The organism is Mycoplana dimorpha, assembly GCF_003046475.1.
GTDB lineage: Bacteria > Pseudomonadota > Alphaproteobacteria > Rhizobiales > Rhizobiaceae > Mycoplana > Mycoplana dimorpha.
The window spans coordinates 23,189-49,778 of sequence record NZ_PZZZ01000001.1 but is presented as its reverse complement, the minus strand read 5'-3'; the positions used below and the strand labels follow the sequence as shown (position 1 = coordinate 49,778).

The 26,590-nt window shown below is 65.2% G+C and carries 23 protein-coding genes; 7 read left to right on the top strand and 16 right to left on the bottom strand.

The features are described from left to right. Position 1: 1 nt before the first annotated feature. The 4 genes from ileS to C7449_RS00205 form a co-directional block, all read right to left on the bottom strand. Complete coding sequence (gene ileS, locus C7449_RS00215; protein WP_108000778.1) at positions 2 to 2,917, bottom strand: isoleucine--tRNA ligase; 2,916 nt, start codon at positions 2,915 to 2,917, stop codon at positions 2 to 4. A gap of 116 nt (positions 2,918 to 3,033) precedes the next feature. Next, positions 3,034 to 3,177: a hypothetical protein gene (locus tag C7449_RS21675; protein ID WP_170115747.1), complete on the bottom strand. Its 144-nt coding sequence runs from the start codon at positions 3,175 to 3,177 to the stop codon at positions 3,034 to 3,036. After that, positions 3,168 to 4,148, bottom strand: a complete 981-nt coding sequence (locus C7449_RS00210; protein WP_108000777.1) for a bifunctional riboflavin kinase/FAD synthetase — start codon at positions 4,146 to 4,148, stop codon at positions 3,168 to 3,170. Before C7449_RS00210 ends, C7449_RS21675 begins: the two co-directional genes overlap by 10 nt. A 19-nt stretch (positions 4,149 to 4,167) precedes the next feature. Continuing rightward, entirely contained in the window at positions 4,168 to 5,016 is an 849-nt protein-coding gene (locus tag C7449_RS00205) for a TIGR01459 family HAD-type hydrolase (protein WP_108000776.1), read from the bottom strand. A 449-nt stretch (positions 5,017 to 5,465) separates the two neighbouring features. Between C7449_RS00205 and groES the strand changes: the two genes are divergently transcribed. From groES to C7449_RS00190, 3 genes are all read left to right on the top strand, one after another. Continuing rightward, entirely contained in the window at positions 5,466 to 5,762 is a 297-nt protein-coding gene (gene groES, locus C7449_RS00200) for a co-chaperone GroES (protein WP_097135412.1), read from the top strand. Between the two features lie 75 nt (positions 5,763 to 5,837). Continuing rightward, on the top strand, positions 5,838 to 7,478 hold the full coding sequence (groL, locus tag C7449_RS00195; RefSeq protein WP_108000775.1) for a chaperonin GroEL: 1,641 nt from the start codon (positions 5,838 to 5,840) through the stop codon (positions 7,476 to 7,478). 548 nt (positions 7,479 to 8,026) lie between these two features. Then, positions 8,027 to 8,473 (top strand): hypothetical protein, encoded by a 447-nt coding sequence (locus C7449_RS00190; protein WP_108000774.1) that lies wholly within the window; start codon positions 8,027 to 8,029, stop codon positions 8,471 to 8,473. A 48-nt stretch (positions 8,474 to 8,521) separates the two neighbouring features. Here the strand turns inward: C7449_RS00190 and C7449_RS00185 are convergent, their stop codons facing one another. From C7449_RS00185 to hisS, 6 genes are all read right to left on the bottom strand, one after another. Continuing rightward, the gene (locus C7449_RS00185; protein WP_108000773.1) at positions 8,522 to 11,299 is read right to left on the bottom strand and encodes a bifunctional diguanylate cyclase/phosphodiesterase; all 2,778 of its coding nucleotides are present in this window, start codon (positions 11,297 to 11,299) and stop codon (positions 8,522 to 8,524) included. Positions 11,300 to 11,463: 164 nt separating this feature from the next. Continuing rightward, a complete protein-coding gene (locus tag C7449_RS00180; RefSeq protein WP_108000772.1) occupies positions 11,464 to 12,681 on the bottom strand; it encodes an NAD(P)/FAD-dependent oxidoreductase in 1,218 nt (405 codons plus the stop codon). A 179-nt stretch (positions 12,682 to 12,860) separates the two neighbouring features. After that, positions 12,861 to 13,568 (bottom strand): glutathione S-transferase family protein, encoded by a 708-nt coding sequence (locus C7449_RS00175; RefSeq protein ID WP_108000771.1) that lies wholly within the window; start codon positions 13,566 to 13,568, stop codon positions 12,861 to 12,863. A 63-nt stretch (positions 13,569 to 13,631) separates the two neighbouring features. Beyond that, positions 13,632 to 14,327, bottom strand: a complete 696-nt coding sequence (gene hisG, locus C7449_RS00170; protein WP_108000770.1) for an ATP phosphoribosyltransferase — start codon at positions 14,325 to 14,327, stop codon at positions 13,632 to 13,634. Further along, complete coding sequence (locus tag C7449_RS00165; protein ID WP_108000769.1) at positions 14,324 to 15,463, bottom strand: ATP phosphoribosyltransferase regulatory subunit; 1,140 nt, start codon at positions 15,461 to 15,463, stop codon at positions 14,324 to 14,326. Before C7449_RS00165 ends, hisG begins: the two co-directional genes overlap by 4 nt. Before the next feature lie 14 nt (positions 15,464 to 15,477). Continuing rightward, positions 15,478 to 16,998, bottom strand: a complete 1,521-nt coding sequence (gene hisS / locus C7449_RS00160; protein ID WP_108000768.1) for a histidine--tRNA ligase — start codon at positions 16,996 to 16,998, stop codon at positions 15,478 to 15,480. Positions 16,999 to 17,621: 623 nt separating this feature from the next. Here hisS and copM point away from each other — a divergent pair. Next, entirely contained in the window at positions 17,622 to 18,014 is a 393-nt protein-coding gene (gene copM / locus C7449_RS00150; protein WP_108000766.1) for a CopM family metallochaperone, read from the top strand. Between the two features lie 81 nt (positions 18,015 to 18,095). On the opposite strand, the gene C7449_RS00145 is transcribed toward copM, so the two are convergent. Beyond that, positions 18,096 to 18,308: a hypothetical protein gene (locus C7449_RS00145; RefSeq protein WP_108000765.1), complete on the bottom strand. Its 213-nt coding sequence runs from the start codon at positions 18,306 to 18,308 to the stop codon at positions 18,096 to 18,098. 212 nt (positions 18,309 to 18,520) lie between these two features. Beyond that, complete coding sequence (locus C7449_RS00140; RefSeq protein WP_108000764.1) at positions 18,521 to 19,171, bottom strand: DNA-3-methyladenine glycosylase I; 651 nt, start codon at positions 19,169 to 19,171, stop codon at positions 18,521 to 18,523. Between the two features lie 252 nt (positions 19,172 to 19,423). On the opposite strand from C7449_RS00140, the gene C7449_RS00135 reads away from it, so the two are divergent. Both C7449_RS00135 and C7449_RS00130 read left to right on the top strand, forming a co-directional pair. Continuing rightward, positions 19,424 to 20,161, top strand: coding sequence for a L,D-transpeptidase (locus C7449_RS00135; protein WP_108000763.1), 738 nt, complete (start codon positions 19,424 to 19,426; stop codon positions 20,159 to 20,161). Between the two features lie 205 nt (positions 20,162 to 20,366). After that, a complete protein-coding gene (locus C7449_RS00130; RefSeq protein WP_108000762.1) occupies positions 20,367 to 21,074 on the top strand; it encodes a L,D-transpeptidase in 708 nt (235 codons plus the stop codon). Positions 21,075 to 21,159: 85 nt separating this feature from the next. Here the strand turns inward: C7449_RS00130 and C7449_RS00125 are convergent, their stop codons facing one another. Genes C7449_RS00125 through C7449_RS00110 form a run of 4 tightly spaced genes read right to left on the bottom strand, consistent with a single transcriptional unit; the run spans position 21,160 to position 25,565 of the window. Continuing rightward, entirely contained in the window at positions 21,160 to 21,618 is a 459-nt protein-coding gene (locus C7449_RS00125; RefSeq protein ID WP_108000761.1) for a hypothetical protein, read from the bottom strand. Between the two features lie 9 nt (positions 21,619 to 21,627). Beyond that, positions 21,628 to 22,926, bottom strand: a complete 1,299-nt coding sequence (gene glcF / locus C7449_RS00120; RefSeq protein ID WP_108000760.1) for a glycolate oxidase subunit GlcF — start codon at positions 22,924 to 22,926, stop codon at positions 21,628 to 21,630. Positions 22,927 to 22,929: 3 nt separating this feature from the next. After that, positions 22,930 to 24,132, bottom strand: a complete 1,203-nt coding sequence (locus tag C7449_RS00115) for an FAD-binding protein (RefSeq protein WP_108000759.1) — start codon at positions 24,130 to 24,132, stop codon at positions 22,930 to 22,932. Then, on the bottom strand, positions 24,129 to 25,565 hold the full coding sequence (locus tag C7449_RS00110) for an FAD-linked oxidase C-terminal domain-containing protein (protein WP_108000758.1): 1,437 nt from the start codon (positions 25,563 to 25,565) through the stop codon (positions 24,129 to 24,131). Before C7449_RS00110 ends, C7449_RS00115 begins: the two co-directional genes overlap by 4 nt. Before the next feature lie 109 nt (positions 25,566 to 25,674). Between C7449_RS00110 and C7449_RS00105 the strand changes: the two genes are divergently transcribed. Continuing rightward, the gene (locus tag C7449_RS00105) at positions 25,675 to 26,586 is read left to right on the top strand and encodes a LysR family transcriptional regulator (protein ID WP_108000757.1); all 912 of its coding nucleotides are present in this window, start codon (positions 25,675 to 25,677) and stop codon (positions 26,584 to 26,586) included. Positions 26,587 to 26,590: the final 4 nt, after the last annotated feature.

The window sequence follows — 26,590 nt, the reverse complement described above, 5'->3', positions numbered from 1 at the left end:
TTCAGGCGGCGGCGCGGAAGCCGATCTCGCGCAATGCCGCCGCATCGCGTGCCGAGACGTCCGGATAGTCCGGATCCGAGCCGACGTCGGTGGTGATCCGCCAGGAACGGGCACACTTTCTTCCCTCGGCCAGCCTCGGTTCGACCGCAACGCCGGCGACCTCCGGAAGACGGAAGGCATCCGCCGGCCCCTCGCCCGCAACGACCGTGATGGCCGAAGTGATGCAGATCTCGGCAAAGTCCTCGCCTTCCAGCGCCGCCATCAAGGCCGGATCCGTGATGTAGACGGTCGGGGCCGCCTCCAGCGACGAGCCGATGCGCTTTTCGCGGCGTTCGATCTCGAGCGCGCCGGTGACGACGGTGCGGACGGTGCGGATCTTCTCCCACTTCACTTCCAGCGCGTCGTTCTTCCACTCGGCGGGGATTTCCGGGAACTGCTCCAGGTGGACCGAGACGGCATCAGGCTTGCGCGACAGCCAGGCTTCTTCCGTCGTGAACGGCAGCATCGGCGCCAGCCACAGCACCAGGCAGTCGAACAGCTTGCGTATCACCGCCAGTGCCGAACGGCGGCGCAGGCTCGAGGGCGCGTCGCAGTAGAGCGCATCCTTGCGGACGTCGAAGTAGAATGCCGACAGCTCGACATTGGAGAAGTCGATCAGCGCCCGGGCGATCTTCTTGAAGTCGAAGGCGTCGTAGCCCTCGCGCACCAGCTTGTCCAACTCTGCCAACCGGTGCAGCATCAGCTTTTCCAGCTCCGGCATATCGGCATAGGCGATCTCCTCGCCCTTGTCGTGGGCGAGCGTGCCGAGCATCCAGCGGATGGTGTTGCGCAGCTTGCGGTAGGCGTCGATGTTGGTCTGGATGATCGTCTTGCCGAGACGCTGGTCTTCCCAGTAGTCGGTGGTCATCACCCAAAGGCGCAGGATATCGGCGCCGGCATCCTTCATCACATCCTGCGGCGCGACGACGTTGCCCTTCGACTTCGACATCTTCTCGCCCTTCTCATCCATGGTGAAGCCATGGGTGACGACGGCGTCATAGGGCGCGCGGCCGCGCGTCGCGCAGCTTTCGAGCAGCGACGAATGGAACCAGCCGCGATGCTGGTCGGAGCCTTCCAGGTAGACGTCGGCCGGCCACTTCAGGTCGGGACGGTCCTCCAGGGTGAAGGTGTGGGTCGACCCGGAGTCGAACCAGACGTCGAGGATGTCCATGACCTGCTGCCAGCGGGCATGGTCGTGATCAGACCCCAGGAAGCGCTCCTTGGCCCCTTCGGCAAACCAGGCGTCGGCGCCTTCCTTCTCGAAGGCCTCGAGGATGCGGGCGTTGACCGCGTCGTCGACGAGGATTTCGCCATTCTCGTCGGCAAAGATCGCGATCGGCACGCCCCAGGCGCGCTGGCGCGATAGCACCCAGTCCGGCCGCGCCTCGATCATGGCGCGCAGGCGGTTCTGGCCGGCGGCGGGAACGAAGCGGGTGTCGTCGATCGCCGACAGCGAGCGCGAGCGCAACGTCGTGCCGTCGCCGAAGTCCTTGTCCATGTAGACGAACCACTGCGGCGTGTTGCGGAAGATCACCGGCTTCTTGGAGCGCCAGGAATGCGGATAGGAGTGCTTCAGGCGGCCGCGGGCGAACAGCGCGTGGCGGGCGATCAACGCCTTGATGACGCGCTCGTTGGCATCGCCCTTCTTGCCCTTGTCGTCGATGACGCGGCCGGCGCCGCCTTCCGCATCCGGGCCGAAACCTGGCGCGTCGGAGGTGAAGTAACCGGCGTCGTCGACTGTGAACGGGATTGCCGACGAGATGCCGCGGGCTTCCAGCGCGCGGGCGGAATCCATCCAGGCGTCGAAGTCCTCGCGGCCGTGGCCGGGGGCGGTGTGGACGAAACCGGTGCCGGCGTCGTCGGTGACATGGTCGCCGTCAAGCAGCGGCACCTTGAAGTCGTAGCCGCCGCCGAGCCCGTGCAGCGGGTGGGCGCAGGTGATCGCGGCGAGCTCATCGGCCTCGACGTCGCGGAGGAAGTTGAAGGTCAGCTTGGCCTTGGCGGCCGACTCATCGGCAAGCCGCTTGGCGAAGATCAGCTTCTCGCCCGGCTGCGGGCCGAAATCGTTCTCGGCGGTCGCAACCTCGTAGAGGCCGTAGGCGTAGCGCGAAGAGTAGGCGATCGCGCGGTTGCCGGGGATCGTCCAGGGGGTCGTCGTCCAGATGACGACGAAGGTTCCGGCGAGCGAGTCGGGGCCTTCCTTGACCGGGAACTTCACCCAGATCATGTCGCTCTCGACATCGGCATATTCGACTTCGGCTTCGGCGAGCGCGGTGCGCTCGACCACCGACCACATGATCGGCTTGGAGCCCCGGTAGAGTTGGCCGCTCTTGGCGATCTTCATCAGTTCGCCGGCGATGCGAGCCTCCGCGTGGAAGTTCATCGTCGTGTAGGGGTTCTCGAAGTCGCCCTCGATGCCGAGGCGCTTGAACTCCTCGGTCTGCACCTTGATCCAGCCGGCGGCGAAGTCACGGCATTCCTGGCGGAACTCGTTGACCGGAACCTCGTCCTTGTTCTTGCCCTTCTCGCGGTACTTCTCCTCGATCTTCCATTCGATCGGCAGGCCGTGGCAGTCCCAGCCGGGAACGTAGTTGGCGTCATAGCCGCGCATCTGGAACGAGCGGTTGATGACGTCCTTGAGGATCTTGTTCAGCGCGTGGCCGATGTGGATGTTGCCGTTGGCATAGGGCGGGCCGTCGTGCAGCACGAATTTTTCCCGGCCGGCGGCGGACGCGCGCAGCTTCTTGTAGAGGTCCATCTTCTGCCAGCGGGCCACCGTTTCCGGCTCCTTCTGCGGCAGGCCGGCGCGCATCGGAAAATCCGTCTGCGGCAGGTAGAGGGTGGAGGAGTAGTCGATCTTCTCGGGCGTGTCGGTCATGGCTGTGGCTGTCGCTTCATGGCGCGAACTGTCGCGCAAACAAGAGGGAATCTGTCGGTCGGTGACGGCGGGGGCGTGGCTTGCAACGCCCGAAATCCCGGACCTTCCGGCCTCGCTCAGAGCGCGCGGAAGGCCGGGCCAGTAATTCGCAGATCGATGGTCAGCCGGTAGAACATCATGGACGGCGGTATTACGGCGTTTTCGGCCAGTTGAAAAGGTGCGGCACGCAAGCCCCAGGCGTTTTCTTCCTTCAGAAGCAAATCATCCGGTCCGTGTCGCCAAGCGGGCTGACGCCGGAGAGCAGTGCGCGCGCCTCCTCCTCGTCCCGCTTCATCTGAACGACCAGCGCCTCCAGCCCGTCGAACTTCAGCTCGTCGCGCAGGTGCTCGAAGAAGCTGACGGTGCAGGTCTCGCCGTAGAGGTCGCCGGAGAAGTCGAAGACGAAGGTTTCCAGGAGCGGCGCGCCGTTGCTGTCGACGGTCGGGCGGCGGCCGAAGCTGGCGACGCCATTAAACAGCGTGCCGTCGGGACGGCGGAAGCGCACGGCGTAGATGCCGTTGCGCAGCTCCACTTCCGGCGGCAGCTGCATGTTGGCGGTCGGAAAGCCAAGCGTGCGGCCGAGCTTCTTGCCGCCGATGACTTCGGCCTCGACCGTATAACGGTAACCGAGCAGGCCGGCGGCCTCCGTCACCGCACCGGCGGCGAGCAGCTCTCGGATGCGGCTCGAGGAGATCACCTCGGCGTTCTCGTCGCGGAAGGCATCGACCAGGGTGACGCCGAAGCCGTCATTTGCGCCGGCCGCCATCAGGAACGCCGGGCCGCCTTCCCTCCCCTTGCCGAAATGGAAATCGAAACCGGTGACGATGTGGCCGGCATGCAGCCACTGGAGCAGCACCTGGCGGACGAAATCGCCCGCCGACATCTGCGAGAACTGGCGGTCGAACGGATACTCCACGACCGCCGCAAACCCCATCCCTTCCAGGATCCGCGCCTTCAAGGGCGCCGGCGTCAGCCGGAACACCGGCTGCTCGGGGCGGAACACGGTGCGCGGGTGCGGCTCGAAGGTCAGCACCAGCGCCGGCAGGCTGCGGGCGCGGGCGATCTCAAGCGCCCTTTCCAGCACCGAACGGTGGCCGCGATGGACGCCGTCAAAATTGCCGATCGCAATCACACCGCCGCGAAGATGCGCCGGCAGCGGTTCCCTCGTCTCATTGCGGTGGAATACGGTCATGGGGTCCTTTGTCGTCTTGTTACTGCAGCCGCGGCATCCACCATTTCGGCGCCGCCTTCTCGCGTGCCAGGAAGGCCTGCAGCCTGACTTCGTCGGTGCTGCCGGCCGTCACATATTCCTTGGCGTGGATGCCGCCGGAAATATACAGCACGTCAAGGCCGAAAGCTTCGGCGCCGCGCACATCGGTCGGCATGCCGTCGCCGATGGCGATGACGCGCGACAGGTCGAACGCGCCGCGCACCTCGCGCGCTTCCTCCAGCGTCTTGTCATAAATCGGCCGATGCGGCTTGCCGGCGATCAGCGTGCTGCCGCCCATCTCGCCGTAGAGCTTGGCGAGCGCCCCGGCGCAGGGAATTAGCCGGTGGCCGCGCTCCACGACAAGGTCGGGATTGGCGCAGATGAAGGGCAGATGGCGGGCGGCGAGCTTTTCCAGCTCGGCGCGGTAGTCCTCGGGCTTTTCCTTCTCGTCATTGCGCAGTCCCGCACAGACGACGATGCCGGCCTCCTCGGCCGATACGGCCTCGACGCCAAGACCGTCGAGCAGCGGCGCATCCTTTCGCGCGCCGATGAAATAGACCTTCTCGGGCCCCGATGCGATCAGGGCACGAGTGACGTCGCCCGAGGTGACGATGCGGTCATAAGCCTCGTCGAGAACGCCGAGATCGCGGATCTGCACCTTCACCCCTGGAGAGGGTCGCGGCGAATTGGTGATGAGCACGACGGTCAGGCCGGCGGCGCGCGCCGCGGCCAGCGCCCTCGAGGCATCGGCAAAGGCCTCGACCCCGTTGTGCAACACGCCCCAGACATCGCAGAGCACGACATCGTACTCGCCCGTAATTTCGCTGAAGGAGTGAATGCGCTTGGCCATACTGTTTCCCGTTCCAGTCAAGGAGCCCGGCTGACATCGCAAAGCTCGTTCGAGAAAACAAGGCCCGGCAAGCAAAATCGCGGTTCGTACCGGCTAAATCGGCAGGGATAGATCCCCACCACCGCTCAGGTGGGAAGCGCCTGGCCTGCCCCGGACTTCAGCCGCTCCAGCATGCCAGCTAACGCGAACGCCAATGGCGATCGAGGCGCCGATCCAGGCCAGAGAGGATGAGCGCAGAGGAGGCACGTTTCGAGGCGCTGCTGTTAAGCATGATTCCCGACATCCCAGGCGAGCGGGTCAGCGGTTGCAACTTTTTTGCCGGCAATTCTTGACTCGGTCCGGACCCAGGCCTATCTCGATTGCGCTAGCACTCACCAACGTAGAGTGCTAACACCCATCCACCGGGTCGCTCCGATCCGAGACATGTCATTTGATCGAGGGAATAGACAATGGCAAGCACCAACTTCCGTCCGCTCCACGACCGCGTTGTCGTTCGTCGCGTCGAATCCGAGGAAAAGACCAAGGGCGGCATCATCATTCCGGACACCGCGAAGGAAAAGCCGCAGGAAGGCGAAATCGTCGCCGTTGGTTCGGGCGCCCGTGACGAAAGCGGCAAGATCGTCGCTCTCGATGTCAAGGTCGGCGACCGCGTCTTGTTCGGCAAGTGGTCGGGCACCGAAGTCAAGCTCAACGGCGAAGACCTTCTGATCATGAAGGAAGCCGACATCATGGGCATCATCGGCTGATCGCCGGTCTTACTCGCGAACATTCCCTAAACTTCAGCCGGGTCGCCCGGCATTTCGAAACCAGGAGTTTTGAAAATGGCAGCTAAAGAAATCAAGTTCGGCCGCACCGCCCGCGAAAAGATGCTCCGTGGCGTCGACATTCTCGCAGACGCCGTGAAGGTCACGCTCGGTCCGAAGGGCCGCAACGTCATCATCGACAAGTCCTTCGGCGCGCCGCGCATCACCAAGGACGGCGTCTCCGTCGCCAAGGAAATCGAACTGGAAGACAAGTTCGAGAACATGGGCGCCCAGATGGTCCGCGAAGTCGCTTCGAAGACCAACGACATCGCCGGTGACGGCACCACCACCGCAACGGTTCTGGCCCAGGCGATCGTCCGCGAAGGCGCCAAGGCCGTAGCTGCCGGCATGAACCCGATGGACCTGAAGCGCGGCATCGACCTCGCCGTCAACGAAGTCGTCAAGGATCTGCAGGCCAAGGCCAAGAAGATCAACACTTCGGAAGAAGTCGCCCAGGTCGGCACGATCTCCGCCAACGGCGAGCGCCAGATCGGCCTCGACATTGCAGAAGCCATGCAGAAGGTCGGCAACGAAGGCGTCATCACCGTTGAAGAGGCCAAGACCGCCGAAACCGAACTCGAAGTCGTCGAAGGCATGCAGTTCGACCGCGGTTACCTGTCGCCCTACTTCGTGACCAACCCGGAAAAGATGGTCGCCGACCTCGAGGACGCCTACATCCTCCTGCACGAGAAGAAGCTTTCCAACCTGCAGGCGATGCTCCCGGTTCTCGAAGCCGTCGTCCAGACCGGCAAGCCGCTCGTCATCATCGCTGAAGACGTCGAAGGCGAAGCCCTCGCAACGCTCGTCGTCAACAAGCTGCGTGGCGGCCTCAAGATCGCTGCCGTCAAGGCTCCGGGCTTCGGCGACCGCCGCAAGGCCATGCTCGAAGACATCGCCATCCTCACGGGCGGCACCGTGATCTCCGAGGACCTCGGCATCAAGCTCGAAAACGTCACGCTCGACATGCTCGGCCGTGCGAAGAAGGTTTCGATCTCCAAGGAAAACACCACTATCGTCGACGGTGCCGGCCAGAAGTCCGAGATCGAAGGCCGCGTCGCCCAGATCAAGGCCCAGATCGAAGAGACCACCTCCGACTACGACCGCGAGAAGCTGCAGGAGCGCCTTGCCAAGCTCGCCGGCGGCGTTGCCGTCATCCGCGTCGGCGGTTCGACGGAAGTCGAAGTGAAGGAAAAGAAGGACCGCATCGACGACGCTCTGAACGCGACCCGCGCGGCCGTTCAGGAAGGCATCGTACCGGGCGGCGGCGTCGCCCTTCTGCGGTCGTCTGTCAAGATCACCGTCAAGGGTGCCAACGAAGACCAGGAAGCCGGCATCAACATCGTTCGTCGCGCTCTGCAGGCTCCGGCCCGCCAGATCGCCGAGAACGCTGGTGACGAAGCCTCCATCGTCGTCGGCAAGATCCTCGACAACAATACCGACAACTACGGCTACAACGCCCAGACCGGCGAATATGGCGACATGATCGCCATGGGTATCGTCGACCCGGTCAAGGTCGTCCGCACCGCGCTGCAGGACGCAGCCTCGGTCGCCGGCCTGCTGGTCACCACCGAAGCCATGATCGCCGAGCTGCCGAAGAAGGAAGCTGCGGCAGGCATGCCGGGCGGCATGGGCGGCATGGGCGGCATGGACATGATGTGATAGGCGGAAGCCTTATCACAGCGTGATCCATAAAGCTTCGCCCAGGCACGAAAGTGGTTCAGCGCGCCAAGCGCGCTGAACTTGCGGCATGGACAGGATGTGAGACTAAAGTCTCGCATCCTGTCCATCCGGTTCAGTTCATGGAAGGGCGGTCTTCGGGCCGCCCTTTTTCTTGTCGGGCGATCAACCGGCGCCTCGATATTTTTAGCAATTGGCCATTGCCGGCTGCGGAAAACAAAGTATAGAGGCGCGGTAAGCGGGCGCCAGACTCGCATGACAACTCAGAGGTGGAACAAGCTTACGCGTCAGACCCGCGTTGACCGTGCTTCGGAACCGGGCCTTTATAATCAAACAATTTATTTCGGCGTCATGGCCGTAAGATCTGTCGGCAGACGATCGCTGCCGGTCCAGATTGGCCGGAACCAGATGCCGACATCAGTATCGCGATCCCGCGGAGCCCGCACCTCCGCAAGGTTGCGGACGGTTTGCTGATAGCGCCCCCATGCAGGGCGGCAACATGGCAGGTCGCGCCTGCCGGCTGGGGTTGAATGTTCAAGATTGCCAAGACCGCTCTCGCGTCGCCGCTCGTGCCGGGCTCCATGTCGTTCGACCCGTCGGACAATGAGCTTCTGGCACAATACTGCATCACCGAACGCTGGTCCGGCGACCTGTCGAACGGCCTCTTCCAGCTCGGCGAAAAGGCGGCCCGGATGCACGGACTGGAACAGCGCAATTGCGGGCTGCTAAACCTCGTCCGCTGCTATGACGCGCTCGATCGCGGCCGCGTGCTGGAACTGTTCGAGCAGGCCGCGACGGTGTCATCCACTTTCTGCTTCTCGACCAAGATCGAGATCAACAGCACCGTACGCCAGCCGGTTTTCTGCGTCGGCGAGTCGACCGGGCTGGAGCAGCGCTACGCCGGATCGATCATCGGCCTGTTCATCTTCCCGCGCTTTCCGCTCGACCAGACAGGCCTGGCGGTGACAGCCCAATAGCCGGAGCCGCCGAACGGCTTCAATGCGCCGGCCCTGAACGCCGGCCGCTCATGCCGCCTGGCTCGGGCTCTTGCCCTCCATCGGCCCCGGCCGCCCCAGGAAGTAGCCCTGCGCCTCGGCGCAGCCTTCGGAAAGCAGGATATCGAGCTGGTTCCTGGTTTCAACGCCCTCGGCGAGAACGGGGACCTCCAGCGTCTGTCCGAGCGCCACGATTGCGCGCAGGATCGCCTTGGCCTGGGGGCTCTCCTCCACCTCGCTCATAAAGCTGCGATCGAGCTTGATCTTGTCGAAGGGGAAGGAGCGCAACGTCTCGAGCGAGGAATATCCGGTGCCGAAATCGTCGATGGCGATGGTGACGCCGAGCGCCTTGATCTGGCGCAACGTCCGCAGCGCCCGCTCCTTGTCGCCGATGATGGTGGATTCGGTGATCTCCAGTTCCAACCGCTCGGGAGCAAGGCCGGTCTCCCGAAGGACACGGTGAACCAGCCCGGCGACGTCGGCGTTGCCGAGCTGGACCGGAGAGAGGTTGACGGCGATCTTGTGCGGCTGATCCCAGTTGGCCGCTTCCTTGCAGGCCTCGCGCAGCACCCATTCGCCGATCGGCAGGATGGCACCGCATTCCTCGGCGATCGGAATGAACTGCGCCGGCGAAATCATGCCCCTTTCGGAATGGTTCCAGCGGAGCAGAACTTCATAGCCTATGACGGAACCGGACTGGACCGCCTTCTGGACCTGGTAGTAGAGCTGCAGTTCCTTGCGCTCGATCGCATACCACAGGTCCGTTGCGATCAGGCGGCGGTCGCGGGCCGCCTCGTCCATCGAAACCTCGTAGAAGCAGACGTTGTGCGTGAGGGCCTCCTTGGCCCGGTACATGGCAAGATCGGCATTGTTGAGCAGCGCTTCGAGTTCCTTGGCATCCTGCGGGTAGATCGCGACACCGAAGCTCGCTCCCGGCTTGACCTCGTAACCGTCGATTACGATGTCATCCTGGAAGCAGCGCTCCAGCCGCTTGATGAAGTCGTGCAGTTCGGCGATGTCCTCGAATTGCTTGGCGGCAGCGAACTCGTCACCGCCGAAGCGGGCGACCACTTCGTCAGGCCCGAGGCAATCCTGCATGCGCTGAGAAAGCGAGACCAGCACCTGGTCGCCGACGGCATGGCCGCGCGTGTCGTTGACTTCCTTGAACTTGTCGAGGTCGATACCGATCGCTGCAACCTTGCCGCCGGACCGGCCGGCATGCTCGATTGCCTTTGCCAGGGTGTCGTTGAAGTTCGCCCGGTTCGGCAGCCCGGTCAGGCCGTCATGCCGCGCCATGTGGGCGATTTGCTCCTCATTTCGGATGCGCTCGGAAATGTCCTCGTAGGTGGCGACCCAGCCGCCGCCGGCAATTTGCTTGTAACGAATCTGGATGGATGTGCCGTCGGCGGTCTTCTCGATGACGGCGGCGTCCTGATCGATCAGCACGCGATGGCGGGCGTAAAGCTCCGAAGCCTTCGGCAGCCAGATGTCCGGCGCCCCGTAGGTCGCGGCCAGCGCCCTGTCGATGAGTTCGCGGAAGGTCAATCCGACCCGGATCCGCTCACCGGGGAAACGGAAGATCTCGGCAAATCGCTTGTTGCACAGCACGAGCCGCTCGTCGGCGTCGAAGAGGCACAGGCCTTGCGTCATGTTCTCGAGCGCAAGGTCAAGGTTCTTGCTGACCTCGGCGATGCGGTCGGCGTCGGCCTTTTCCTTTGTCACGTCCTTGGTGATCTTGGCATAGCCGATCAGGGCACCCTCGGCGTCGTAAATCGCGTCGACCGTCACGTGAGCCCAGAAACGCGACCCGTCCTTGCGGTACCGCAGTCCTTCCGTCTCGTGCTTCCCCTGGCTGCGGGCGATTTCCAGCGTGCGCTCAGGGAGACCGAGCCTGCGCTCTTCCTCGCCGTAGAAGAGTGAGAAGTGCTGGCCGATGATTTCCTGGGCGCTGTAGCCCTTGGCGCGTTCGGCGCCCGGGTTCCAGTTGGTGATGACGCCGCGCGGGTCGAGCATGTACATGGCGTAGTCGGAAACGCCCTGAACGAGCAGGGCGAACTGCCGCATGCTTTCGTTGACGGCCACGTCCGCCCGACGCGCGAACATTGCCGCGATCAGTCCGGTGAAGAGCAGCGAAACGGCGACCACCGCAATCAGCGGCGCCATCAGCGCCGGCGACAGCATGAACTCCTGATCCACCTCCATCGGCCCGGGCACGACCGTCACAGCCGCCATGCTGACGAAGTGCAGCGACACGACGCCGAACGCCATCGAGAGCGTGGCAAGGATGCGCGACGCCAGACCGGCGCGGCGCTGGCAGAGCACGAGCGACGCCGCGCAGAAGACCGCCCCACCGGCCAGTGACGCGACAACCAGCGCCGCATCCCAGGCGATATGGCCGGGCAGTTCGAGCGCCGCCATGCCGAGATAGTGCATGGTGGCGACGCCGGCGGCGACGATCAGCCCGCCACCGATTGCGGCGGCAAGCCCCGCAACACAGGTCGCAAGCGCTGCACCGGCCGCCGTGACCACGATTGCAACGACCAGCGAGATGAGGGTCAGGGTCATCCCGTACCCGACGACCACGCCCGGATCATATGCCAGCATCGCAATGAAGTGCGTCGCCCAGATGCCGAACCCGCTGGAGGCACCGGCAGCGCCGAGCCACAGCATCCGCGCCCTGCCCGACACCGATCCGGCACGCTGGATCAGGGACACCGCCACGTAGCAGGCGAGGAAGCAGATAAGTGCGGCGAGAACGACCAACCGCGGATCATGCTCCACGGTCAGGCAGGTAATGATGCGAAGCATGGCAATTCCGGCAGAGTGGATTTTGGCGGGACACTCGGCGGGAATGCTGAAGAATGAATGAAATTTTAGCGGCCCTGAGCCAGGCGCGCCGGAGTTGAGACAGGATGCTTAACGAAGTGCAAAAGCGGCACGCCCGCCGAACCATCGCGGGTTGGCTGCGCCACTTAGAGCGTCAGCGCCTTCAGGTCGAAAGCCGGGTCCTCGAGGCTGGCCCGGTCAGGGGTTCGGCCGAGTTCGAGCAATTTCTTGCCGACCACATAGGCTTTGGCGTCGTTGACGGCGTCGACGGCGAGGAAACGGCCGTCGCGGAAATACCAGACCGACACGCTGCCCTCGCGCTGGCCGGGACGGACCAGGGTCTCGTCGTAGCCCTGGCAGAAGCCGGCGATCTGCAGCTTCACATCGTACTGGTCCGACCAGAACCACGGCTTCGGCAGATAGCGCTCGGTGCCGCCGGCAATCACTCTGGCGGCGGCTTCGGCCTGGTCCACGGCGTTCTGCACCGATTCCAGCCGCACCCGCCGGCCTTCGAAGGGGAGGACAGCGCAGTCGCCCATCGCGAAGATCGACGGATCGGAGGTGCGGGCATGGGCGTCGACAATGATGCCATTCGAGACTTCCAGGCCGGCATCGCGCGCCAGCTTGTCGTTCGGCTCGACGCCGATGCCGACGATCACAACGTCCACGGGCAACGGCAAGCGGTCGGAGAGCTCGGCTGCGGTGACGCGGCCGTCCTCGCCGATCAGCCGGACGAGCCCGGTCTTCTCGCGAATGTCGACGCCGCGGGCGATATGGATCGCCTTGAGGATCGTCGCGGTGGCCGGCGACGCCACCCGCTGCAGGATCCGGTCGGCCATTTCGATGACCGTGACCTCGAGGCCCCTGCCGCGTGCGACCGCCGCAGCCTCCAGGCCGATATAGCCGCCGCCGACGACCAGCGCCTTGCGGCCCTCGGTCATCTCCAGTCCGAGCCGGTCGGCGTCGAGATAATCGCGGACGGTATAGATGCCCTTCAGGTCGCCGCCGATCTCCGCCGGCAGACGGCGCGGCGACGCGCCGGTCGCAAGGGCCAGGAATTGATAGGAAAGCACGGTGCCGTCGCTGAGCGTCACCGTCTTCGCCGCCCGGTCGATCGACGTCACCTCGGTCGAAAGTTGCAGATCGACATCGTTTTCGGGATACCAGGAGTCCGGGCGAAATTGCAGGCGGCCAAGGTCCGCCTCCCCGAGCAGGTACTTCTTCGACAGCGGCGGACGCTGGTAGGGCGGGCTGGCCTCGGCACTGACGATCGTGATCGGGCGCATGTCCTTGAGCGTGCGCAGCTTCGCCACCAGCGCGAATGCGGCCTGACCGCCGCCCACCACTACCAACCTATCAGCCACGATGCTCTCCTGCCCTTATGCTTTCCGCCGCGCCGCCAGCACGACGTCAGCCGCGCTTGGGACCCGCGCCCCCCGAGCATGTGATTGCCCTGATCATTTACCGCTTTCGGGAACCATGCTTAGCGCTCGGCGGCCGGCGGCGTCAACGCGCCGCCGCGCCAACTAAATGTGCCTCTGCGTCACTCCTTGGCGGGGATGTTGATGCCCTTCTGCGAAGCCGGACGGTCAAGGCAGCGCTGCAGCCAGTCCATCACGGCCGGGAAATCGTCAAAGCCGATCACGTTGCGGCCGGCGTAGAACACGTCGGCACCGCGAACCCAGGGAAAGAGCGCGATGTCGGCTACCGTATAGGTGTCGCCCATGATCCACTGCCGACCCTTCAGGCGCTCTTCCATGACGCCGAGCAGGCGCTTGGCTTCGTCGCGATAGCGCTCCACGGGATAGGAATTGTTGGCGACCTTCTCGGCGGCGAACTTGTAGAAATGACCGAACTGGCCGAACATCGGCCCGACGCCGCCCATCTGGAACATTACCCAGCACAGCGTCTCGTAGCGGCCGGCCGCATCGGCAGGGATCAGCTTTCCGGTCTTCTCGGCAAGATACCAGAGGATCGCACCCGATTCGAAAAGCCCGATCGGCTTTCCGTCCGGCCCATGCGGATCGATCAGCGCCGGAATGCGGCCGTTGGGGTTGAGCGAGACGAATTCGGGCGACTTCTGCTCGTTGGCGCCGAAATCGATCCGGTGCGGTTCATAGGCAAGGCCGAGTTCCTCGAGGGCGATCGACACCTTGACGCCGTTCGGTGTGGGCAACGAGTAGAGCTGGATGATGTCGGGGTTCTTGGCAGGCCACTTGCGGGTAATGGGGAAGGTTGAAAGATCGTTCACTTAAAACTCCTATGACGTGCAACTGCATACATAGGAAACCAAACCCGCCGCTGCCAGTCTCGATCACAACACCGCGCGCACGGCGCGAACGATCTCCTCCACCACCGGATCGTCGGCATGGCCCGGCTTGCGCGCCCGCACCAGGCAGGCCTCGGATTTCAGGATCACGCCGTCGGACAGGATCTTCAGGTGGTTGGCGCGCAGCGTGGACCCGGTCGAGGTGATGTCGACGATGATGTCGGCGGAGCCGGAGGCCGGCGCGCCCTCGGTTGCGCCGAGGCTCTCGACGATGCGGTAGAGCTGGATGCCGTGGTTGCCGGAGAAGAACTGCTGCGTCAGCCGCCAGTACTTGGTGGCAATGGTCAGGCGCCGGCCGTGCCGGGCGCGGAAATCGGCGGCGACGTCGCCGAGGTCTGCCATGGTGTCGACGTCGAGCCAGATCTCGGGCACCGCGACCACCACATCCGCATGGCCGAAGCCGAGACGGGCGCAGAACTCGACGCGTTCGTCCACCTGGGTCAGCCCCTCGCGGATCAGGTCTTCGCCGGTGACCCCGAAATCGAACGTGCCGTTGCCGATTTCACGGGAAATCTCCGACGCCGAGAGGAAGGCGATCTCGATGTCGTCGCGGCCTTCGACGCGGCCGCGATAGGAGCGGTCGTTGCCGACGGCGGTAATCCGCAGCCCGGCCCGGGCGAAGATTTCGGAGGCGTCCTCCTTCATGCGGCCCTTGGAGGGAAGCGCGATGGTGATGGTCATGCGGAAGCCCCTTGCGCGATCGCCTGCTCGATGCGGTCGAGCCAGAGGGAGAAGCCGACGGCCGGAATGTGCGTCGTCGCTCCCAAAAGCGTCATCAGCCGGTCGAACCGGCCGCCGCCGGCTAGCACCGCCGGATCGCCGTCCGCCAGGACCTCGAACACGAGGCCGGTGTAATAATCGAGCGGGCGTCCGAAGGCGCTGCGATAGGTGATCACCGCGGGATCGACGCCGGCATCGACAAGCGCCTTGGCCCGGGCGTCGAACCGCGCCAGCGCCTCGTCGATCGCCAGGCCGGCGTGCCGCGCAAAGTCGAACAGCGCGGCGGGCGCCTCGTTGAGCGGCACCTCGATGGCGAGGAAGGCGCGCAGGGTGGCGGCCGTCTTCACATCGAGGCGAACGCTGGCCAGGTCCATCTTCTCGCGCAGCCGCCGCGCAATGTCGGCCGGCGTGCGGCTGGCGTTGGTGGAGTAGCCGGTCGCCTGCATCGTCTCGTCGATGTGGCGGGAAAGCGCCGCCTCGTCGTTCAGCAGGCCAAGCGTCGCCAGCCGTTCCACCTCCGGACCGAACACGCCCGTGGAGATCGGTTGGGACAGCGCCTCAAGCAGGTCGCGCAAGCGATCCTGGTTGCCGAAGGCATGGATCAGCCGCTTCTGCCAGCCGCGCGGCAGGCCGCAGGCGGCGACCACCGCCTCGAACATCGCCTGGTCGCCGAGCACGACCTTGAGGGTGCGGCCGGGCAGCCGGTGGCCGAGCACAAACAGCGCATCATGGACGGCGCGCGCATCGGCGCGGGCGACGTCGCGCTCTCCGAGATCCTCGATGCCGGCCTGGTAGAACTCGTTCCCTCCCTCGCGCCGCTGGCGGAACACCTCGCCGAGATAGGCATAGCGCCTGGGGGTCCCGGTTGCGGTCTCGATATGGCGCAGGCAGACGGGAATGGTGAATTCGGGGCGCAGGCACAGGCTCTGCCCGGTCTCGCTCTCGGTCATGAAGATGCGCCGGCGGAGATCCTCGCCGGCCATGTCAAGGAACGGCTCGGCGGGTTGGATCACCGGCGTATCGACCCGCTCGGTCTGGAGACTGGCGAAGTCGGCGAGCAGGTCGGGCGCGAAGGTGGGCAGGTTGATCAACGGCATTGGAAGGCCTTCCCTCAGCCCTTGGCGACTCGTGCCCGGTCGTCGGCCTGGTGGGCGAGGATTTCACGGACGCGCTGGACCATATCCTCCTCGGACACGGTGACCTGCGCCACCCGCGCCTCGCGCCAGGTGACGTTGTCCTCGATCTCGCCGGAAAGCCGCTTGCCTTCGATCAGGTCCTTGATCTGCACGACGCCCAGCGCCCGCTCGTCGCCGCCCTGGATGATCGCGATCGGGCAACCGCGCCGGTCGGCATATTTGAGCTGGTTGCCGAACTTCTTCCAGTTGCCCTGATACATCTCGGCGCGGATGCCGGCGGCGCGCAGCGCCTGGGTGAAGCGCTGGTAGCGGCCCATGCTGTCGATATCGCCGTCCATGACGGTGACGAGAACCGGGGCGACCACCTCGTCCTGGCCGAGCTTGCCAAGGTTCTTCAGCGCCGTCATCAGGCGCGAGACGCCGATCGAAAAACCCGTCGCCGGCACCGGCTGTCCCATGAAGCGCGAGACCAGCCCGTCATAACGCCCGCCGCCGCCGACCGAGCCGAATACGACCTTCTCGCCCTTCTCGTTGGTGACGGCGAACTGCAGCTCCGCCTCGAAGACGGGGCCGGTGTAATATTCGAGGCCGCGGACGACCGAAGGGTCGATCTTGATGCGGTTGGCCTCGTAGCCTGCCGACCCGACGAGATGGCCGATCTGGTTCAGTTCCTCGACGCCCTCCGGCCCCTTGGCCGTCCCCGCCACCAATTCGGCAAGCCCGTCGGCGCTTTCGGCATAGTCCTTGATGCCGATGAAGAAGAGGACTTTCTCGATCTGCTCGGCGTTCAACCCCGCTCCCTTGGTGAAGTCGCCGGAATCATCCTTTCGACCCTCACCGAGCAAGAGCTTCACGCCCTCGGGCCCGAACTTGTCGAGCTTGTCGATGGCCCGCAGCACCGTCAGCCGTGCATTCACCTTGTCGTCGCCGCCAAGCCCGATCGCCTCCATCACGCCGTCGAGGACCTTGCGGTTGTTGACGCGGATGACATAGTCGCCGCGCTTGATGCCGAGCGCCTCCATCGTGTCGGCCATCATCATGCACATCTCGGCATCGGCCTGAACGCCGGCGGTGCCGACCGTGTCGGCGTCGAACTGCATGAACTGGCGGAAGCGGCCCGGGCCGGGCTTTTCGTTGCGGAACACCCAGCCGGCGCGATAGGTGCGGTAGGGAAGCTGGATTTCCTGGAAGTTCTCGGCGACGTGCCGGGCGAGCGGCGCCGTCAGATCGTAGCGCAGGCTCATCCACTGGTCGTCGTCGTCCTGCAGCGAGAACACGCCTTCGTTCGGGCGGTCGCTGTCGGGCAGGAACTTGCCAAGTGCGTCGGTATATTCGAACAGCGGCGTCTCGACCGGATCGAAACCGTAGCGCTCGTAGACCTCGCGTATCTTCGCGGTCATCTCCTCGACGGCGCGGATGTCGGCGGCGGAACGATCAACGAAGCCGCGCGGCAGGCGGGCCTTCAGCTTCTGCGGTTTTTTCTGTTTTTCGCTCATCGGGACGCCCGGTTTTCTGACTTTTGCTGTTGCGGGTTTCCCTAGCGGATTGGACCCGGTGCGGCAAGGGCGGCAACAGGCGGCCGCCGATTTGGGCACGCTGCGGGCTTCCAAGACGGGCTTCCAAGGCAGGCTTCGGTTCAGCGATCCGACCGGAGGCCAGAAAAAGACGTGGGCTCGGACTTTTCACGTCCCGATTGCCATCCTACATCCGTTGCCATGAAACGGTTGTTCCTTCTCCTGGCCCTTGTCGCTGCGCTCTTCGCCGGCTGGGTACCTGTCATGGCAGGGTCGCTGCATGCCGCAGCGACTGCGAGCCATCATGGCGGGCATGCCGCGCATGCCGCTCAGGCCGCGAGCGACCATCATGCGGACCATGGCGGCAAACGGAATGCAACCGCCCATCCGCTGCTCTGCTCGGCCTGCTTCGCCCTGGCGGCGGAAGCCGGGCACGGCGCCCCGCCGCCGAGCCGTTTCATTGGGGCAACGCCTTACGTCGTCACCCTTGTCGGCGGAGAGATACTGCCGCCGGTCCCGCCGCCACGACCCCGGTCCTTCTGAGAAACTGTCGCGCACGCGGAGCCCCGGCTCCGCCCGCAATTCCCATTCAGAAAGGACATTACATGAGCATGAAAACCTTTGCGCCGGGCCTGGCCCTCGCGCTTGCCGTCGCCCTGCCCGCCTTCGCAGAGGACCATTCGGCGCATCAGGCGATGGATCACTCAATGATGCAGGCCGCCGCGCCGAAGGGCGATCAGGGCGCCTCGAGCCAAGCCTTCGCGGCAGCCAATGCGAAGATGCATGCGGGAATGGACATCGAGTTCAGCGGCAACGCCGACGTCGATTTCGCCCGCGGCATGATCGCCCATCACCAGGGCGCGATCGACATGGCGAAGATCGAACTGGAATTCGGCAGGGACCCCGAGATGCGCAAACTTGCCGAAGAGGTAATCAAGGCGCAGGAGGCCGAGATCGAGATGATGAAGGCCTGGGTGGCAAAGCACGGCAACCAGTAAAGGCGACGGGCCCGGCGACGTCTCGCCGGGCCCGTTCACCTGGTCCGCCATTTGTTCTTTCGCTGGCTGCTCGCCCGCTGGCTACTCGTTCACTGCCGCGGGTCGCGTGTCGCTGGCGATCGAGGCTTCGACCAGCGAAGCTGCTATCGCCCTTGCCAACGTCATGCTGTACTGCCGAATTTCAATGCTGCTGCCGGTTCTTGCCGAGCGGATGAGGTCAAACCCCTCGCGCAGAACGATCTCCTGAGCCTTGTTACAGGCCCAAGCTTCGATGTCTTCCCCGTTATGCGTCATTACTTCCCCGGTGGGCTAATTCCTTTAGCTCTGCACGGTGCACCAGACGGAAAACGCAGAAACTCCCCCACTGATCAGTCTTCCGATAGCCCCGCAACCACAAGATACATGATTCGCGGGAAAATACACGTTGTCACCCTAGCTCCGGTTGTATTCCACAGGAATTTGCGCCGCCGATGCCGGGCCGTCATCATGCAGACTGGTCCTGCCGATCAGGACGCCGGGACGGCCGCGAACGGGCGCTTCATGTCCAGCCTGAGCTGCTCCACCTCCGGCTGGCAGAAGCACCCGGCGAGGTGATCGTTGACGAGGCCCATCGCCTGCATGAAGGCGTAGACCGTGGTCGGCCCGACGAAGGTCCAGCCGCGTTTCTTCAGGTCCTTGGAGATGCGCGTCGAGGTCGGCGTGGTCGGGTTGGCGATCAGCGTCTGATAATCCATCACCTCCGGCCGCTCGCCTGGCGGCGGCTCGTGGCTCCAGAAATAGTGCGCAAGCGAGCCAAACTCGCGGCGCATCTCCTGCGCCCGCCGCGCGTTGTTGATGGTCGAGACGATCTTGCCGCGATGGCGCACGATGCCCGGATCGGCAAGGCAGCGGGCGATGTCGTCGTCGCCGAAGGCTGCGACCTTGTCGTAGTCGAAGCCGGCGAAGGCTGCGCGAAAGCTGTCGCGCTTGCGCAGGATGGTCAGCCAGGACAGGCCGGACTGGAACCCCTCGAGGCAGATCTTTTCGAACAGGCGGAAGTCGTCGGTGACCGGGCGCCCCCACTCCGCATCGTGATAGCGGCGATAGTCCTCGAGGTTGCCGTGCCAGGCGCAACGCGACCGTCCGTCCTCGCCTATGATGATGCCCGTCATCGCCATGCCGCTCCCTTCGTTTCCCCTTTGTTCCGATTCACCACTCATCAACCAGATTCGGAAAGGCTGCAATAACCCTACCCGCAGGTTTCCACCTTCCATAGGCATTTAATGAAGGCAGATTTACCTTTCGCTGTCCCGGCGGTGCGAGCATCGGCGTCCACGCACCCCGGGCCGGGCGCATCACCCGCATCCGGCACCCTGGCCTCAGGGACGACGGGATCATCCTGTGCGGCGAAAAAGCTCGAGAGTACGCCGATGTTGAAAAAAACCATTCTTGTTGCCGCAAGCCTGCTTTGCGTAGCCCAGGCCGCCAGTGCGAGCGACCGCTACGGGTCGCGCCCCCCGGTTGTCGTCAGCCCGGACCTCACTGCTCCCTGGGTGTTGCAACTGACCGGCCAGGGCGTGCGGCCGGCGGTGTCCTCGCCGCGGATCGCCTCACGCCAGCGCGTGCAGCAGAAACGGACCGCGGCCCGGCGCAATCCCGATGCGGTGCAACTTGCAGCGGTGAACGGCACACGTCCGGTCCAGACGAAGCTCGATCCGATGTTCCTGCCGCAGATCGTCGACTACGAGACGCAGCACAAGGCCGGCACGATCATCATCGACACCAACAACCGCTTCCTCTACCTGGTGCTCGGTCAGGGCAAGGCGCGGCGCTATGGTGTCGGCGTTGGCAAGCCCGGCTTCGAATGGGCCGGCACGCACAAGGTCACCTCCAAGCGGGAGTGGCCGAGCTGGACGCCGCCGCAGGAGATGGTCGCGCGCGAAGCCGCCAAGGGCCATTACCTGCCCGCCTTCATGGAAGGGGGACCGGCGAACCCGCTCGGCGCGCGCGCCCTATACCTCGGCTCGACGCTCTACCGCATCCACGGCACCAATGCGCCCTGGACGATCGGCTACGGGGTTTCTTCCGGCTGCATCCGCATGCGCAACGAGGACGTGGTCGACCTTTACGAGCGCGTCAATGTCGGTACCAAGGTCATCGTGATCTGAGCGCAAGGGGCGCCAGCATCGGGTTTGAAAACGCGACGGCGGCAGCAATCCAGCGGGCCGCCGTTTCTCTGTGTGCCGTGCGCAACAGTGATGGCGTTGCTGACATTCCACTGGCTCGATGCGGTCTTTACCACGTGCCGGAGCGCTTGAAATGCTGTGAAACTTCGCTAGCTTCCGCTGCACTTCGGGACCAGAGGGAATTCACATGACGAAATTCATGCATATGCTGCTGGCGGCGGGCGTATCGCTCGCATTTGTGCTGCCGGCGGCATCGGCAAGCGCCTTCACCACGGGTCCGGCCCGCGCACCGGACGCCGCTTCGGGCGATGTCGCCTACATCGCGCAGCAGAAGCCGGTGCCTACGAAGTATCACCGCCGCATGGTGCGCCTTGCGACCGACGAGCGCCCCGGGACGATCATCGTCGATACCAACAACAAGTTCCTCTATCTCGTCGAGGGCAAGAACCGCGCGATCCGCTACGGCATCGGCGTCGGGCGCGAGGGGTTCGGCTGGTCGGGGGTCGTCAAGGTCGGCCGCAAGGCCGAATGGCCGGGCTGGACGCCGCCGCCGGAAATGATCGCCCGCGAACGCAAGAAGGGCCGGATCCTGCCGCCCTACATGGAGGGCGGCATCAACAACCCGCTCGGGGCGCGCGCCCTCTATCTCTACAGCAAGGCCGGCAACGACACGGCGTTCCGCATCCACGGCACCAACGAGCCCTGGTCGATCGGCCTCAACATGTCATCGGGCTGCATCCGCATGATGAACAAGGACGTCGAGCACCTCTACGAGCGCGCCGACGTCGGCGCCAAGGTGATCGTCGTCGGCCCCGGCGACCGCCAGGGCAAGGTCAGCTACGACGACCGCGGCGTCGACGTGCTGCGGACGATCTTCGGCGACTTCGGCGGCTGATCTAAGTCGCGGGAGCTGCGACTGCTAACGGCGCGCGGGCCCGCTGGCTGCGCGCCGTCTTCGTTTGAAGCAGGCGGTCCGGCGGCTAACCGACCGAGCAGCGCACCTTGCCCCGCTTCTCGGTCACCTCCCCGTCCCCGGCGGCGGTGAACAGCCGCAACAGGTAGTCGCCATCATATGTGATCTGGTCTTCGCGCGCCTTTGTCATCATCACGATCTCTGCCGATGCAAACGGCAGATCGCCCGTGGTCTCGACATAGACCAGCAGGCGCAGTTCGTCGCCATGCAGCCAGTTTTGCGGAAGGTTGGAGCGGTCCAGCGTTGTCTTTTCCAGCCCCTTCGGGGCGATCAAGGCAGGGAGAGCCAACTCGCCGCGGAAATTCAGCAGCGGCGCTCCATTGCCATGGCCGACTGCGCTTTCGACCTCGAGCCGAAGATTACCGTCATCGATCGAGCAGCCAAGGCTGCCGGTCGCGCGCGCGGCAGTCGTCGACGAAAGAAAGGCCAGGCCGATCAGGGCGACAAGGCTTGGAAAGCGCATCATTCAGGTTCCTTACGATACCAGCATCGCCGGCTTCTCGCCGCCGTAGGCCCAGTCCAGCAGTTCGACCGTGTGCAGGATCGGCACGGTGGTCCCGGTGGCGATCTGGGTGATGCAGCCGATGTTGCCGGTGGCGATCACGTCCGGCGTCGTGGCCTCGAGGTTCTTCACCTTGCGCGCCTTCAGCGTCGCGGAAATCTCCGGCTGCAGGATGTTGTAGGTGCCGGCGGAACCGCAGCACAGATGCCCCTCGGCCGGGTCGCGCACGGTGAAGCCGGCGTTCTTGAGAAGCGTCTTCGGCAGCGTCGTGATCTTCTGGCCGTGCTGCATCGAGCAGGCGGAATGATAGGCGACGGTGAGGCGCTTCGGCTCCTGCTCGGGCAGGTCGAGGGTGGCGAGGTATTCCGTCACATCCTTGGCGAGCGCGGAGACGCGGGCGGCCTTTTCCGCGTAGATCGGATCGAGCCGCAGCATGAAGCCGTAATCCTTGATCGTCGTGCCGCAGCCGGAGGCGGTGACGATGATGGCGTCGAGTCCGCCGTTGTCGATCTCGCGCAGCCAGACGTCGACGTTGCGGCGGGCCGATTCGAGCGCCTGTTCCTCGCGGCCCATGTGGTGGACGAGCGCGCCGCAGCAGACCTCGGCGGCCGGCGCCACCACCTCGATGCCGAGACGGGTCAAAAGCCGGATGGTCGCCTCGTTGATCTGCGGCTTCAGCACCGGCTGGGCGCAGCCGGAGAGGATCGCGACCCGGCCGCGCCGGGTTCCAACCGACGGATGCGTACCCGGCCGGCTGCCGGAGGATTTCGGCACCTGCCGGGGCGCGAGATCGAGCATGGCGGCGAAGGGCGCGAGCCCCTTCACCCGCCTGAACAGGCCGGCGAACGGCCGGCCGAGCGCTGCCGCCCGCAGCGCCAGCCGGAAGCGGCGCGGATAGGGCAGCACGGCGGCGAGCAGGTTGCGCGTCACCCGGTCCTTGAACGGGCGGCGGTAGGTGTTCTCGATGTGCATGCGCGCGTGATCGACGAGGTGCATATAGTCGACGCCGGAGGGGCAGGTCGTCACGCAGGCCAGGCAGGAGAGGCAACGGTCGATATGGGTGACGACCTCCTCGTCGGCCGGCCGGCCGTTCTCCAGCATGTCCTTGATCAGGTAGATGCGGCCGCGCGGACTGTCGAGCTCGTTGCCGAGCGTCACATAGGTCGGGCAGGTTGCGGTGCAGAATCCGCAATGAACGCACTTGCGGAGAATCTTTTCGGAGGTCGCGACATGCGGGTCTGCGAGCTGCTCGGGCGTGAAATTGGTCTGCATCAGTTACGCCCCTGCAAATGCACCGACAAAAACTCCGGCCGGATCGAACTTGTCCTTGATCCGCGCGCTCAACGCCGCGACCGCTTCGGCCTGCGGCTGCAGGACAGGCGTCGCGGCCATTGCTTCCGCGGAGGCACGCATCAGCGTCGCATGCCCTCCCCCGAGCGCCTTGACGTAGCGGCGAAGCAGATCCGCCTCGGGATCGGCCTCCATTCTGAGCCAGACCAGGCCGCCCTGCCAGTCATAATAAGCGTCGATGCCGGCTTCGAGGCGCAGGGCCGCGACGAGCTGGTGGCCGGCGGTGGGGGCGACCGAGACGCGCCAGAGCGGCCGGGCGGTGCCGTCGGCATAGGGATGGACGTCCCGGATCTCGCGCCAGAGCTGGACCGTCGCCTCGACATCGAGCGACGAGACCGCGCCAAACCGCGCCATCGCCGCCTGCAGCTTTTCAGACCGCACGGAGACGGATCCGGCAAGGCCCTCGAGGCGCAGAACCGTCGCGGCACCGGCCGGCAGGCGGCCGCCGGCAAAGCGGCCACAGACGCTTTCGGGCAAATGTGCAGCACCGGAGACCTCCACCGACATCGACATGGCGGTGGCCATCGCGGCAGCGGCTTCCGCGTCGTTCAGGCCGGAGACGACGATGGTGGCCGAGGTTTCCGGAACCGGCAGCAGCCGGAACGTCACCTCGGTGAGGAAGGCAAGCGCGCCCCGGGAGCCGGCGAGCAGCTTCGTCAGGTCCAGGCCCGTGACGTTCTTCATCACCCGGCCGCCGGCCTTGACGATCTCACCCGAGCCGTTGACGAAGCGGACGCCGAGCAGGCTGTCGCGGGCGGCACCGGCGACGTAGCGGCGGGGGCCGGAGGCATTGGTGGCAAAGACCCCGCCGATGGTCGGGATGCCGCTCGTGCCGAGCGCCGGGCGCAGGTCGAGCGGCTCGAAGGCGAGCATCTGCCGCCTTTCGGCGAGCGCTGCCGATATGTCTCCGAGCGGCGTCCCGGCCTTGGCGGTCATCGTCATCTCGGCCGGATTGTAGGCGACGATGCCGGAGAGGGCCGCAGAGGAGAGAATGTCGCGATTGGTGCTGCCGCTCCAGAGCGTGCGGGTGCCGCCGCCGCGGATTTCGAGCGGAGTGGCGGCGGCCACGGCAGCACGAACGATCCGGGAGGCAGCCTCCTCGGACAAGGGATCGTGGATGATCGTCATACGGCCGGGCGCCCTTCCAGCGGGAAGACCTTGGAGGGGTTGAGGATCCACTGCGGGTCGAAGGCGGCGCGCACCGCCATCTGCTGGGCGAGATCGGCGTCGGTATATTGGTGCCGCATCAGCTCGCGCTTCTCGATGCCGACGCCGTGCTCGCCGGTCAGGCAGCCGCCGGCGTCGACGCAGAGTTTCAGGATGTCGTTGCCCGCAGCTTCGGCGCGCGCGGCGTCCTCGGGATCGTTGGCATTGAACAGGATCAGCGGGTGCATGTTGCCGTCGCCGGCGTGGAACACGTTGGCGACGCGCAGGCCGTGACGGGCAACGATCTCGGCGGTGCCGCGCAAGACGTTCGAAAGCTGGCTGAGCGGCACGGTGCCGTCCATGCAGATATAGTCGGCAATCCGCCCCGTCGCGCCGAAGGCGGACTTGCGGCCCCTCCAGATCAGCGCGGCTTGCGTGGCGGACTGGCTCTCCTTGACGACCTTGACGCCATGCCTGCCGGCGATCTCGACAATGCTCTGCAGCATGCCGTCCATCTCGGCCTCGGAGCCCTCAACCTCGACGATCAGCAGCGCCTCGACATCCATCGGATATCCGGCCTGGGCGAAGGCCTCGCAGATCTCGATCGCCGGCTTGTCCATGAACTCTATCGCCACCGGAATGATGCCGGCGCCGATGATGTCGGCGACACAGGCACCCGCCTCTTCCGAGCTGTCGAAGCCGAAGAGCACCGGCCGGGCGCCCTCCGGCTTGGCGATCAGCCGCACCGTCGCCTCGGTGACGACACCGAGCTGGCCCTCGGAGCCGCAGACGAGGCCGAGCAGGTCGAGGCCCGGTGCGTCCAGCGCCTTGCCGCCGAGCTCGATCACCGTGCCGTCCACCAGTACCATCTTCACGCCGAGCAGGTTGTTGGTCGTCACCCCGTATTTCAGGCAGTGCGCGCCGCCGGAGTTCATGGCGATGTTGCCGCCGATCGTGCAGGCGAGCTGCGAGCTCGGGTCGGGGGCGTAGAAGTAACCGTCGGCGGAGACTGCGTCCGAGATCGACAGGTTGGTGACGCCGGCCTGGACGGTTGCCGTCCGATTGGCATAGTCGACCTCGAGGATGCGCGTCATCTTGGAGAGGCCGAGGACGACCGCATCCTCCTGCGGGATCGCGCCGCCGGAGAGCGAGGTGCCGGCGCCGCGCGGCACCACCGGAATGCCGTAGCGGTGGCAATACTTCAGGACGGCCGCCACCTGGGCGGTCGTCTCCGGCAGCGCCACGGCAAGCGGCGCGCGGCGGTAGGAAACAAAGGCATCGGTCTCGAAGGGCACAAGCGACCGCGGCTCATGCACCAGGCAGCCTTCCGGAAGCAGGTCCTTGAGGTCCCCGACGATCTCGCGCCGCCGCGACAGCACTGCGGGTTTCGGCGGCAGGAAGCCTATCTGCTCCATCCCAAGGGGCCTCCAGAGTCGATCAATTGGTATTTTTTGTTTACCACTATGCGGAGAGTCGGGCAAATGGTAAGCATTCTTTCCGGTAAGGCGAAAATGGATCGCATTTATGACGGACCTGGCCGATCTCGAAATCTTCTCGCGCGTGGTGACTACGGGCAGCATGTCGGCTGCCGGTCGCGCGCTGGGCCTCGCGCCCGCCGCCGTCTCCAAGCGGATCAAGCGCCTCGAAACACGGCTCGGTACGCGGCTCCTCCAGCGCACGACGCGGCAGGTTTCGCTGACGGAGGCCGGACAGGGTTTCCATGAGCGCGTGCTGGGCATCCTGGCCGGGATCGAAGAGGCGGAGGCCTTCGTGTCCGGGCGCGCGGGTGCCATGCGCGGGACGCTTCGCATCTCCGCCCCCACCTCTTTCGGCCGGATGCACATCGCGCCGCACCTCAAGCCCTTCATGGAGGCAAACCCGGAACTGACGGTGAATCTGGTGCTCACCGATAAGTTCTCCGATATCGTCGCCGACGGGTTCGACCTCGCGGTGCGCATCGGCGAACTTGAGGATTCCTCGCTGGTGGCGCGGCGTCTCGCGTCGGTGCGGCGCGTCCTCGTGGCCGCCCCCGCCTATGTCGAGCGACACGGCGCACCCGTTTCGATCGCCGACCTGTCGCACCACCTCTGCATCCCGCCGCACAACCAGGACGTCTGGCGGCTGGAGGGACCCGAGGGCGCGGTCGTGTACCGGCCGGCCGGCACACTGGTCACCAATTCGAGCGAGGTGGTGCGCGAGGCGGTGATCGCCGGAATGGGGATCGCGCTGCGCTCGACCTGGGACATCGGCCTCGAGCTGGGCGACAGTCGGCTGGTGCAGGTGCTGCCGCAATACGAGGGCTCGCGCAACGTCGTACTGTCGGCAGTCTATGCCAGCCGGCAGTTCCTGCCGGCGAAGGTGCGCGCCTTCATCGACTACCTGGCCGACCTCTACGGCCCCACGCCCTACTGGGAGCATGGCCCGCGGCCTGGTTGATTTC